14 protein-coding genes are annotated in these 11,819 nt (G+C 60.6%); 8 read left to right on the forward strand and 6 right to left on the reverse strand.

The window, feature by feature from the left end; genetic code table 11:
• The first annotated feature begins 38 nt into the window (after positions 1–38).
• From BQ17_RS06425 to ruvB, 7 genes are all read left to right on the forward strand, one after another.
• A complete protein-coding gene (locus tag BQ17_RS06425; RefSeq protein WP_243448282.1) occupies positions 39–326 on the forward strand; it encodes a YnbE family lipoprotein in 288 nt (95 codons plus the stop codon).
• On the forward strand, positions 323–625 hold the full coding sequence (locus BQ17_RS06430) for a DUF1318 domain-containing protein (protein ID WP_089725376.1): 303 nt from the start codon (positions 323–325) through the stop codon (positions 623–625). Before BQ17_RS06425 ends, BQ17_RS06430 begins: the two co-directional genes overlap by 4 nt.
• A gap of 187 nt (positions 626–812) precedes the next feature.
• Entirely contained in the window at positions 813–1,367 is a 555-nt protein-coding gene (locus BQ17_RS06435; protein WP_176722322.1) for a Panacea domain-containing protein, read from the forward strand.
• Positions 1,364–1,807, forward strand: a complete 444-nt coding sequence (locus BQ17_RS06440) for a hypothetical protein (RefSeq protein WP_089725378.1) — start codon at positions 1,364–1,366, stop codon at positions 1,805–1,807. Before BQ17_RS06435 ends, BQ17_RS06440 begins: the two co-directional genes overlap by 4 nt.
• 276 nt (positions 1,808–2,083) lie before the next feature.
• Entirely contained in the window at positions 2,084–2,614 is a 531-nt protein-coding gene (gene ruvC, locus BQ17_RS06445) for a crossover junction endodeoxyribonuclease RuvC (RefSeq protein WP_089725380.1), read from the forward strand.
• On the forward strand, positions 2,611–3,219 hold the full coding sequence (gene ruvA / locus BQ17_RS06450) for a Holliday junction branch migration protein RuvA (RefSeq protein ID WP_089725382.1): 609 nt from the start codon (positions 2,611–2,613) through the stop codon (positions 3,217–3,219). The genes ruvC and ruvA overlap by 4 nt, the downstream gene beginning before the upstream one ends.
• A 384-nt stretch (positions 3,220–3,603) precedes the next feature.
• Positions 3,604–4,662, forward strand: coding sequence for a Holliday junction branch migration DNA helicase RuvB (gene ruvB, locus BQ17_RS06455; RefSeq protein WP_089725383.1), 1,059 nt, complete (start codon positions 3,604–3,606; stop codon positions 4,660–4,662).
• 221 nt (positions 4,663–4,883) lie between these two features.
• Here ruvB and lptB read toward each other — a convergent pair whose 3' ends face one another.
• From lptB to ampD, 6 genes are all read right to left on the reverse strand, one after another.
• Complete coding sequence (lptB, locus tag BQ17_RS06460; RefSeq protein ID WP_089725385.1) at positions 4,884–5,609, reverse strand: LPS export ABC transporter ATP-binding protein; 726 nt, start codon at positions 5,607–5,609, stop codon at positions 4,884–4,886.
• Positions 5,606–6,133: a lipopolysaccharide transport periplasmic protein LptA gene (gene lptA / locus BQ17_RS06465; RefSeq protein WP_089725386.1), complete on the reverse strand. Its 528-nt coding sequence runs from the start codon at positions 6,131–6,133 to the stop codon at positions 5,606–5,608. The genes lptB and lptA overlap by 4 nt, the downstream gene beginning before the upstream one ends.
• A complete protein-coding gene (lptC, locus tag BQ17_RS06470; protein ID WP_089725388.1) occupies positions 6,130–6,765 on the reverse strand; it encodes an LPS export ABC transporter periplasmic protein LptC in 636 nt (211 codons plus the stop codon). The genes lptA and lptC overlap by 4 nt, the downstream gene beginning before the upstream one ends.
• 25 nt (positions 6,766–6,790) lie before the next feature.
• Positions 6,791–7,312 (reverse strand): 3-deoxy-manno-octulosonate-8-phosphatase KdsC, encoded by a 522-nt coding sequence (gene kdsC / locus BQ17_RS06475; protein ID WP_089725390.1) that lies wholly within the window; start codon positions 7,310–7,312, stop codon positions 6,791–6,793.
• Position 7,313: 1 nt separating this feature from the next.
• Complete coding sequence (locus BQ17_RS06480; RefSeq protein WP_089725392.1) at positions 7,314–8,660, reverse strand: OmpP1/FadL family transporter; 1,347 nt, start codon at positions 8,658–8,660, stop codon at positions 7,314–7,316.
• A gap of 120 nt (positions 8,661–8,780) precedes the next feature.
• Entirely contained in the window at positions 8,781–9,350 is a 570-nt protein-coding gene (gene ampD / locus BQ17_RS06485) for a 1,6-anhydro-N-acetylmuramyl-L-alanine amidase AmpD (protein ID WP_089725402.1), read from the reverse strand.
• Between the two features lie 523 nt (positions 9,351–9,873).
• Here ampD and BQ17_RS06490 point away from each other — a divergent pair.
• Positions 9,874–10,605 (forward strand): ion transporter, encoded by a 732-nt coding sequence (locus BQ17_RS06490; RefSeq protein WP_089725394.1) that lies wholly within the window; start codon positions 9,874–9,876, stop codon positions 10,603–10,605.
• The last annotated feature ends 1,214 nt before the right edge of the window (positions 10,606–11,819 follow it).

Here is an 11,819-nt window from a genome sequence, read left to right on the forward strand (position 1 = left end):
CAATCATTGCACGGGCTAAACCCAAGAGGACAACGCCTATGCGGATAATCGGCACCGGCCAGTGGGGCAGCCAGGAAACCATGACGCGGGGCCTGCGGGTCCGATCTAAGGGGGTACCCAGCATGTCGAGGATGGTCTGGGTCCTACTCGCGGCAACCGTCGGCGTAGGCTGTTCACCGCGCGTCAAGGTCGAGGCGCCTGACAAGCCCATTGAGATCAATGTCAATGTGAAAATCGAGCAAGAGGTCAGAATCAAGCTCGACGAGACCGTCGAGCGTACCCTGGCGGAGAACCCGGAGCTCTTCGGAACGGAGACGAAGCCATGAAGAAACAAGTCGGTATCAGTGGCGTCAAGCGGGTCGCTTGGGTCGTCGCCTTGACGCTCGCACTCTTGTTACCCGCCGTTGCTTATGCCCTATCCGTCGGCGAGGCCAAACAAAAGGGACTCGTCGCCGAAACCGGCAGAGGCTATCTCCGAGCGCAGAAAGGGACGCCGGAGGTCAAGCGGTTGGTCAACCAAACCAACGCCGCCCGCAAGCAGAAATACCGCGAGATTGCCAAGCGGCTAAAGGTGGGCCTGGACGTGGTCGAACGGGATTTCGGGAAGAAGCTGGGCGGGCGGTGATGCCGAGCGCGTCCCTGTGGCGCCCGGCATCGATCGGCCTTCAGGATCGGCAGCGTAGCACTCCCGATAGGTAGGGGGTGCTGCCTGCCGCGACCTTTTTAATCCGCAGATTACGCAGATTTTCACAGATGATGTCGCCTTACGTCTGGGAACAGCCGCGTAATCTGCGAATAGGATAGGGTTACCAATGTTCAACGAGCGCAAAGCGGCCCAGATGGCAGCCTACCTGCTGCACAAACGCGGTGGGACCATGTCTCACCTGAAGCTCATGAAGCTGCTGTATCTTGCCGATAGAGAGGCAATGGATCGCTACGGTGCCCCAATCTCCGGAGATCTCCTAGTTGCCATGCCTCATGGACCTGCGCTATCGAACACGCTCAACCATATGGACGGCGATGTCGAGTCTTCCCCCGGCGGCTGGACCGATTGGATTTCCGACCAAGCGGATTACGAGCTGATGTTACGGAACCCCGTATCTGTGGAGGACTTGGACGAACTCAGCGAAGCCGAATTGGATGTCCTCGACGCTGTGTGGGAACAGTTTGGCTCGATGGGGCGTTGGGCGCTACGCGACTATACGCATACTCATTGCCCTGAATGGGAGGACCCGCGGGGGTCATCAAATCCTATTCCGTATTACCGGGTTTTTCGCGCGCTTGGGAGATCACTGCAGGACGCCCGTGCGTTGAGTGATCGGATAGAGTCACACGCTAAGCTCGACCGGCTCTTTGCCGCGCTGTGAAGTTGTTTCTGCCCGTGCGGCGGGCGACCCTGCTGATTCCCTCGGGTCCCGTGCAGGACCCTACCCGGAAGCACTTATTCATTCTACTCACCGACCCCCGCCCGGATGATCGCCTGACGCTGCTGGTCAGCATCTCTTCCGTTAATCCGAGAATTCACCACGACGGTACATGCCTATTGTTCGTTGGCGACCATACTTTCATTAAACGAGATAGCTACGTGAACTTCGCGCAGGCGAGAATCGAGAGCGTGGACAAACTGGAAGCGGGTGTGCGTGAAGGGATCCTCGTCCCTCAAGGAACCATTAAAGGCGATGTATTTGCTAGAATCTGCCGTGGGTTGATGGAATCTCGATTCACCCCACAAAAAGCAAAGCGATTTTACGAGGAGCTGTACCCCAATGCCATTAAGTTAAGCGTCACCGGCGCTGTTTGTGATTGATTGATCGCTGTTTTTCATTTGCCCTCTCCCCAACCCCTCTCCCGCCGGGAGAGGGGCTGTGAGGCTTAACTTAATGACATTGAGCTGTACCCTGGGGTCGAGCGGTGAAGAGTGTACCGGCAACGCAAATTACGCTAAGTGCTATATGAAGGAAATCGTGGATCATTTCGGCGTCCATTACTCAACCGTTGACCGCGCAGTACGCGCTTTCGATCGACTGCGTAGCCGGATCGATGAGTGGAGCATCCAAGGCCCATGGATGCCTGATTACAAGAGATGCCCTCTGTTTTGCGCCACCGCATCTTAGGCATCGATCCAGGCTCCCGCACGACCGGATTCGGGATAATCGACACGGACGGCAGGCGTAGCGTCCGCGTTGCCGGCGGCTGTATTCGGGTCGATCACCTGCCTTGGCCACGGCGGTTGGGCGTGCTCTTCGACGGCATCGCCCAGGTGGTGGAGGAGTATCGGCCCCATGAAATGGCGGTGGAGCAGCTCATCTTTGCCCGCGATGTGACCGCCGCCCTGAAGCTCGGTCAGGCCCGGGGGGCGGTGCTCTGCGCCGGGCTCAAGGGGGATATACAGGTCCACGAGTACAGCCCCAAATCGGTCAAGCTCGCCGTCGTGGGCACCGGGAGTGCGGAGAAGGCCCAGGTACAACACATGGTGCGGCTCCTGCTCTCCCTTGCGGAAACGCCACCGGAGGACGAGGCCGATGCCCTGGCCCTCGCCCTGTGTCATGCCCACTCCATGGGGATACCGGCGCGCCGCAGGGCCACAGCATCCTGGAGGGATTTTCGGCCGTGATCGGCAGGCTACGCGGTGAGATCGTCTCCAAACATCCGCCCCAGCTTATGCTCGAGGTAAACGGCGTCGGCTACGAGCTCGAGGCCCCCATGTCCACCTTCTACGATCTGCCGCCCGTCGGGGAGCAGGTCACGCTGGTCACTCATCTGACCGTGCGCGAGGACGCCCAGCTGCTCTACGGCTTTCTGCGCGAGGAGGACCGTGCCCTGTTCCGCAATCTGCTCAAGGTCAACGGTGTAGGTGCGCGCATGGCCCTGGCCATTCTCTCCGGCATGGACGCCCGGCAGTTCGCCCTGTGTGTCCGGCAGGAGGATGTCACTGCCCTGACGCGATTACCCGGCATCGGTAAGAAGACGGCCCAGCGCCTGGTTATGGAGCTGCGGGATCGCGTAGATGCGGTGCCTACCGGGTCGCCGGTCGGTGTTGCGTCCTCGCCATCGACCGGCGGCAGTGAAGGTTCTGCGTTAGTCGATGCGATCGGTGCGCTTACGGCCCTCGGCTACAAGCCCGCCGACGCCAACCGTATGGCCCGCGCGGCGGACGACGGGACCAAGACCTCCGAGGAGATCATTCGCGCCGCACTCAAAGCGGTGAACACACCCTGACACCCTGGTATAGCAGTGCCGAAGTAGCGATAACATCGGTTTGGTTCTTCCATTGGGAATTCTTTTTTGCCGCAAATGAACGCGAATGAACGCAAATCGGAAGAAATCGATTCGCTATCATTGATGATTCTTAATCTATTCGCGTTTATTTACGGCTAAATCTTCCGTGAAGATCCTGCCTGCTCTCAATGTTATCGGTAAGTAAGAGCATCTGTACTAGGTCGTGTTGACATTTAGAAGGTTCGCACAGCGGACCCTACGTTAACCATCTGATTGACTGTAGGGTCCGCTGTGCGGACCGCCGGAATGTTGCAGTCATTCAACATATGAAAACAGTCGGTTAGCGTTAAATGTCAATAGGACCTAGGCCAAGACGACACCGGCATGAGTGATCCCAACCGCCTGATCCGTCCGGAAGCCGAGTCCGAGGACCAGGCCCTGGACCGGGCCATCCGGCCCCGGCGCTTGGTCGATTATATCGGCCAGCCGGCGGTGTGCGAGCAGATGGAGATCTTCATCCAGGCCGCCCGTGGGCGTGGTGATGCCTTGGATCATGTGCTCATCTTCGGTCCGCCGGGACTGGGCAAGACGACGCTGGCCCACATCATTGCCCACGAGCTGCAGGTGGGCCTGCGTCAGACCTCCGGCCCGGTGCTGGAGAAGCCGGGGGATCTCGCCGCCCTGCTCACCAATCTGGAGCCTGGGGATGTCCTGTTCGTGGATGAGATCCACCGCCTGAGCCCCGTCGTCGAGGAGGTCCTCTATCCCGCCCTGGAGGACTACCAGCTCGACATCATGATCGGGGAGGGACCGGCCGCCCGTTCCATCAGGCTGGATCTGCCTCCCTTTACGCTCGTAGGCGCGACGACCCGCGCCGGGCTCTTGACCTCGCCCCTGCGTGACCGCTTCGGGATCGTGCAGCGGTTGGAGTATTACTCGCCAGAGGAGCTTACCCTTATCGTCCAGCGTTCCGCCGCTATCCTGGGCCTCCCGACCGAGGCGGACGGCGCCCGGGAGATCGCGCGTCGCTCCCGCGGCACGCCCCGCATTGCCAACCGGTTGCTGCGGCGGGTGCGGGACTATGCACAGGTCAAGGCCGGGGGCCGCATCACGGCAGAGGTGGCGGACCAGGCGTTGTCCATGCTCAAGGTGGACGGCTTGGGCTTCGACCACATGGACCGGCGGCTGCTGCAGGCGGTGATCGAGAAGTTCGCTGGCGGACCGGTCGGGGTGGAGAGCCTGGCGGCGGCCATCGGCGAGGAACGGGGCACCATCGAGGATGTACTCGAGCCCTACCTCATCCAGCAGGGATTTCTCATGCGCACGCCCCGGGGACGGATGGCAACCCCGGCGGCCTATGGGCACTTCGGCCTGGCCGCGCCACCGGGGGTCTTACCGCAGGCCGAGATGCGGGACTTGTTCGGGAGCGGAGAAGAGGGCTAGCCCGTAGGATGTGGTGAGCGCGGGAGATTTTTCAGGATAGCACTGCTGGGTGGCGCGAACCGCATCTTTGGACGCTGGGCGGGCCATCCATTGATGCGGTTCGCGTCCTCTCATAGTGCCATCCTGTAAGACCCACCGCGCTCACCGCATCCTACACCCGACGTGAGGTCCGCGCGGGCAGGTTGCGCCGGGGGTAATAGGGATGTCGGTTCCCGATCCGTTCACAGGGTGAAGTGCTCGCCCAGGTAGACCGCACGCACCTCCGCGTTTTCCAGCAGCTCCCGCGGCCCGCCTTCGGCGATGACCTTGCCCTCATTGATGATATAGGCCCGGTCACAGATATCGAGGGTCTCGCGGACATTGTGATCGGTAATCAGGACGCCGATGTTGCGGTCCCGCAGATGGGCGACGATGTTTTTGATGTCCCTCACGGCGATGGGATCGATACCGGCGAAGGGCTCGTCGAGCAGCATTACCTGCGGATCCATTGCCAGCGCGCGCGCGATCTCCAGGCGCCGGCGTTCACCGCCCGAGAGGCTCAGGGCCAGCGATTCACCCACATGGGCGATACCCAGCTCTTCGAGCAGCTCTAGCCCGCGGTTCTCCTGCGCCTGCCGGTTGAGGTCCCGGCGCGTCTGGAGGATCGCCATCAGGTTGTCCCTGGCGGTGAGCTTGCGGAAGACCGACGGTTCCTGGGCAAGATAACTCAGGCCCTGCCGGGCGCGGGCGTGCATCGGGAGCAGGGTGATGTTGCGCTCCTGGAGATAGATGGTCCCCTCGTCGGCGTGAATCAGTCCGACAATCATATAAAAGCAGGTGGTCTTACCCGCGCCGTTGGGTCCGAGCAGGCCCACGACTTCGCCCGAGTTGACACCGATGCTGACGCCTTTCAGGACCGTACGACGACGGTAGCTCTTGACCAGATGGGTTGCTCGGAGGGTCGTCATTGAGGCGACGGAGAGATACGGATCTTTACCCGCTCCTTCCCCTTGGCGACGGTTCCCGCTTTGATCCGGGCCCGGGCCCGATCATAGATGATATGGTCGCTGCGGAAGGTATCCTCGCCCTGGAACACGACGGCTTGGCCGATGAGGGTGATTTCGTCCTTGGCTGTGTCGTACTCCATATGCAGGGCCGCTGCCTCGAGGTCCTCCTCATCTCCCTCCTCCCGTTGCAGATAGGTCGCGGGGGTACCGATTACGATGATGAACTCGGGTCTGCGCTCCGGATCATGGTGCACCATGACCTGATCACCCCGGAGTTCCATATTGCCCTGCCTGGCGAAGACGTCTCCCCTATAGATGCTTAAAGATATGGCCTCGAAGAGTTCCGCGCTGTCCGCTTCCAGGTAGAGTGGCCCCTCGGGATCGTCTTCGAGGGCCGGCAGGCACCGGGGGACGAGGAGTAATGCCGGCACCAGGATCGGCATCGCCAGGACGGTAAGGGCGCGGGAGGCGATTCTTGGCATCATTGCGGTTGCCTCGGGTGGTCGTTCGACTGGTTGTTCGACCTTGGGGGCGTTTCCTCATCGGCTCGGGAGATAACCAGCTCGCCTCGAACCCGTCCCAACAGCTTGATCTGCAACTTCTCTTCCAGCCACACCTGGGCGCCGTTTTCCGCGGTCACCCAGTCGGTCTCACTCGTGATCCGCACCGGCTGGTCCGTGTGGGCGTAATTTTCGTCCCGCTTCACCACCAGCTCGCGGGTCTTCATATGCACCGGCTGCGTCCCGACCCCGGCCGCGCGGTCGATGTGCACCTCACCATGCATCCGGATCAGATTGTCGTCACTCGAGATCCAGGCCGTCTCGGAACGTACCAGCCAGGGCGGACCCGTTTCCACGTACAGGGTCAGGCGGGGGATTTCCAGCTCTTTGGTGTCATCGTCGGGGTAATGGCGCAGCTCAGTAGCGGTCAGATGCCTGTGTGGTGCCCCGAATTCGTCTATCCTAGTCACATCGAAGTTGTCGACTGTGTAATCGGGACGGCGTTCCGAGTCGTCTGTATTCGGACCCGGTGTCTCCCCGCCTTGGCGTAGCCACCAGGCAAGCGCTCCCACTGACGCCATGGCCAGGACCAGAATACGTTGGCGCGCCGACAGCATACCAGGTTACCTTGTCGTCGTTGGGCTAGAGATAAGGCGCGATCATCCCGTCCAGGGTACCCTGGGCCTCCATGATAAGGTCGCACACCTCACGCGCGGCGCCCCGTCCACCAGGGAAGTGGGTCTGCCAATGGGAATGGTTCCGGGCCAGGGGGTGGGCATCGGCGACGGCGACCGCGAGACCGACTCGGCGCATGATCGGCAGATCGACCAGGTCGTCTCCCACATAGACGATCTGTTCATCGCTCAGGTCCAGGATCGTCTTGAGTGCTTCGTAGGCCCGCAGCTTGTCGTCCTGTCCCTGATAGACATGCGTTATCCCCAGGTGCTCCATCCGCAGGCGCACCACTTCCGAGGTCCGGCCCGTGATGACGGCCAGGGTGACGCCGGTCTGTTGCAGCATCTTCATGCCGTGACCGTCCCGGGAGTGGAACGCCTTGTACTCCTGACCGTCATCGCCGAGGAAGAGGCTGCCGTCGGTCAGGACCCCGTCCACGTCGAAGATCACTAACCGGACCTGTCTTGCCCGCCCGAGAATATCCTGCATGTCAGAAGGTCTTGCTCAGCTCCAACGCGAACAAGTGGGCGTTGCCCTCATAATTGCCGTTGATGGCGTCGGTGCCGTTGATTTCTTTCCCGAGATCCGCCACCGGGGTATAGGGGTTGCTGCTCCGGTAGTGTCGGTCCTTGAATTTCACGTACATGTAGCCGACGTCAAGGGCCCAACCCTGACCCAGCTCCTGACCGACACCGAAGCTGAAGAGATGGCGATCGTTGTCGGGTACGCGGGCACTGTAGTGGTCCTGTTTCTGCCCCGTCTCGTCGAAGGCATAGCCGCAGCGTAGCTGGGTGCCGGGTAGGACATCATAGGTCAGGCCCAGACGGTAGGCGTTAGTATCTTCCCACGCATTGACCTCGGAGAACAGGGTCCTGCCGGTGGCCCTGCTCTTGATCTCGATCCGGTCGAACTCGCTCCAGCCGATCCGGGTCCAGTCGAACTCGACCGCCAACCTATCGGTGAACGCATAGCGGGCGCCGAGTTGCAGACGCCAGGGCAGATTGAGGTCCAGCTTTGCCGCCTGGGCCACCGGTAAGCCGGAGCCCGGTTTTATCGTGCCCAGGAAGGCGAGCGTGGAATTCAGGGGCTTATAGTGTCCCGTCAGTTTCGAGGTAGAGGAGGAGTGATAGACGGCACCGAAACTCCACGCGCCACGGCGATACAGGACGCTGGCATTCCAGCCCCAACCGTCGCCGTCCCCGCTCATGCCGGTCAGCTGAGAATCGAGCCGTGCGGAGTTGGTCTTATAGTAGTCCAGACCGGCCGCCACACTGAGATCCTCGTTCACCTTGTAGACCAGCGTCGGAACCAAGGCCACGGTTTCCAATTTGCTGTTCGTCGGGTGGGCACCGAAGGGTAGCGGCAGGGTGACGCCCGGGGCCACCGTAACCGGCGCCGCCCCACTCAGCTTGGGAAAGGTCCCGGTTTCCCAACGGGTCTCCAATCCGAACGGGGCACTGATACCCAGGCCGATCCGCCAGCGGTCATGGACCCGGATGGCGGCCTGGAACAGGGGGGCGGTGACCCAGTCGGCACCGGCGCTGTCATGGTGTCCCGTGGCCGTGTCGACGCTGAAGCTCAGCCCGATGAAGAGGGCCCCCAGAGAGACGCTCGTCCGGTCGTGGAACCCCATGGCGGCGGGGTTGTAGGCGAAGGCCCCCTTTTCTTCCGGGTTTGCGACCACCGCATTGGACATAGCGGTCCCCAGGGCGGAGGCCTCCGGGAGGGAAAAGCCCGAGGCCATTGCGGCCGTCGCTCCCAATTGCAGACAAAGTCCGCCCACAAGCCCACCCAGCATAGCCGCTTGAGTCCGGCGGAACGCCGACGATTGCCTCATGATTCATCACCTCTTCATTATCGTTATGGGTTGTCCCGGCGCCGGGCATATGATGCCGTAACCGTTTGCCGCCTCGGCAACGCGGGTGCTTCCATGAACTCCCGCCTCACCGCATTCCGCCTACCCTACATGCAGGACGCTACCCTCATCAACCCTTCCGATGAGGGTGTGAAAATACTCCCAGTCGAAGGCCGCTCCCGGATCCGTCTTACGGCCGGGCGCGATGTCACTGTGGCCGACGATGCGTTCCAAGCCGATGTCCGGGAAACGGGCCCGGATAGCCTGAGTCGCTTGGGCCAGTACCCGATACTGGATCTCCGCGTAGGGAAGCTCGTCCGTACCCTCCAGCTCGACCCCGATGGCGAAATCGTTGCACGCCGCGCGGCCCGCGAAGCGCGAAACCCCCGCGTGCCAGGCGCGCTTGTAAAGATCCACATACTGAATCAACTCGCCGTCGCGACGGATGAGCAGATGGGAGGAGACGCGCAGCCCGGCGATGGCCCGGAAATAGGGATGGGCCTCCGGGTCCAGGCGGTTTTGAAACAGATCATCGATCCAGGGGCCACCGAACACCCCGGGCGGCAAGCTGATGCCATGAATCACCAGCAGCTCCACGGCCACGCCCGGGGGACGTTCATCCCAGTTCGGGCAAGGCGCGCGCCGGGCTTGGGGCAACCAGCCGTCGGGCATCTTCAGTCCCTCAATGTTCGGGGAGCGGTGATGGGCAGGTTTCAAACGGGAACCTGTTCGATCCCGAAGCCCGGGGACAGGGCTGAACGCGCCCTAACCCAACCCGCCGGACTCGTCCCGACGCAGGAGGGATCTCGCCAAATAACCCCGGACCGCGCTACCACTACCGGGGGACTTCCAGATCCGAATCGAATAGGATACAAGTTTCCCATACTCAATCCAAGCCGGACTATCCCACCGCCATGAAATAGCCTTAACCAGTCGCCAGCCTTCAGCTATTCCGCAGCCCACAGCCTTGGCCTCATCGAGTTGGGTAGGTCCGTGGCCGGGCCGGGCCTATCCTACACCGCCGACGACTGGTCGGTGTGGCTCGCTGTGCTTACTGCCCATCCAGGATTCTGGTTTTGTACCCTACTGAATCATGCTACTCCCGAGCCGAGCTGCAACGGGAAGTGGCGTCGGGTAACCGGCGGCAGTAACATTTTATTATCTTATCCCCAATAGAAAGCACGAGGAACCAACCGTGGATATAAAGGCAATCGTGGAGAGCAACGATACCCTACCAGGTCGCACATTCGATTTGATTGTGCAAGCCTTGATCCTGTTCTCTGTCATCACCTTTTCCATCGAAACCTTGCCCGATCTCGATGCCGGCACCAGAAAATTGCTTGAGGTTACGGAAGTCATCATAGCAATCATCTTTACCTGTGAATATTTCCTCAGGCTGTATGTGGCGGAGCGCAAGATGAGTTATGCCCTGAGCTTTTACGGGCTCATCGATCTGATCGCCATCGTTCCCTTTTATCTTTTACCCGGCGTCGACCTGCGGTCGTTAAGGCTGTTTCGTCTGTTAAGCCTGTTTCGGCTGATGAAGCTGCTCCGATACAACAAGGCCATACATCAATTATCAAGGGCGCTTACCATCGCCAGAGAAGAGATTATCCTATTCAGCCTGATCACCCTCATGCTGTTATACCTGTCGGCCGTCGGGATCTATTATTTCGAAAATGAGGCCCAACCCGAGACCTTCAAAAGCATCTTCCACAGCCTGTGGTGGGCCGTCGCCACTCTGTCAACGGTGGGTTATGGCGATATGTATCCGATAACGATAGGCGGCAAGCTATTTACCTTTATCATATTGATGCTTGGTCTATGTATTGTCGCCATTCCGACAGGATTGCTGGCATCCGCGCTATCAAGGGTCAAACTGGAAGACCACGAGAAGGAATCGACCGCTTTGGATGACAAGCCATAATCACCGCCGAATAGTCGTCAAAAGGGTAGTGTCAGCGGCCAAGGGTTCATGACGCTGGAGCGTCAGATCCCTCCTCCGTCGGGACCAGGTTTGCTCCCACGCTGGAGCGTGGGAGCCAGCCGACGAACTCGCATCGACCGTAGGATGCGGTGAGCGCAGTAGGTCTTACAGGATGGCACCGCGAGGCGGCGCGAACCGCATCAATGATGCGATGAGCCCGCGTAGGTCGGATAAGGCGCGCCTGCTGTGAAGCTGCATTGGCCGCGGTGATTGGCGCGCCGTCACCCGACGCCGGGTGGCCATCGTGTCGGGTGGCGGCCATCCTTGGCCTTACCCGACCTTAGCGCTCGTTCCCACGCTCCAGCGTGGGAACGCCGTCTTGTCCGCTCCAGCGGACTCAGCTCCTCTATAGGCGTCGGCTGTTAGCCTATCGAGGCGCTTAATCGACGCTGGAGCGTCAGATCCCTCCTCCGTCGGGACCAGGTCTGCTCCCACGCCGGAGCGTGGGAGCCAGCCGAGGGTAGGGTCCGCTGTGCGGACCGTCTGTGAAATTTAAACCACAGCCGGGTAGGATGGGCAAAGCGGAGCGTCCGAGCAATAGGGTCGCGGGCTTTGTCATGGCATGAAGCCCTGCAAACCAGGGTTCCCCATAGAGAGATAAAGCGAAGCGTGCCCATCAAATCCTGAGAGACTGTCTAAAAAGGGACCGTAGGCCGTAGGCTGGGTTGCGGCCAGGGATGGCCAAAACCCAGCAATAACCACAGCTGGGGTTCGTTCTTCACCCCAGCCTACCGATTTAAAATCGATAGGTTAGTTTTTAGACAGCCTCTAAGAGGCCGCCTAAAAACCAGCCCATTGATCTTGCTTGATATGGAGTGACCAATCCGATCGAAATAAAGCCCTTGATCCCCCCTCTCCCCAGCCCTCTCCCCCAAGGAGGGTGTCGCAACAGCCCCGCTCCCGGTCTCTGGTTCCCAGGCCGCGCATGGGAACGAGAAAACTCAGCCTGACTGATGACCATTTGGAGCGGCAACTCGGCATTCAGGTTCTAGCCGGTAACCAGAAGAGCCGACAGGATGTCGGCGGTCCCGGGGGGCGACAAAATGTCAGCGGTCCCAGGGGCCGACAAAGTGTCGTCGGTTCCGGGGACGCTGGGACCGCCGTCTTTCAGACGGCTTACCCACCCAATGACCAGCTGTCGGCAACGGTCAGAG

The sequence above is a fragment of the Candidatus Thiosymbion oneisti genome, assembly GCF_900092655.1.
In the GTDB taxonomy this organism is placed as follows: domain Bacteria; phylum Pseudomonadota; class Gammaproteobacteria; order Chromatiales; family Chromatiaceae; genus Thiosymbion; species Thiosymbion oneisti.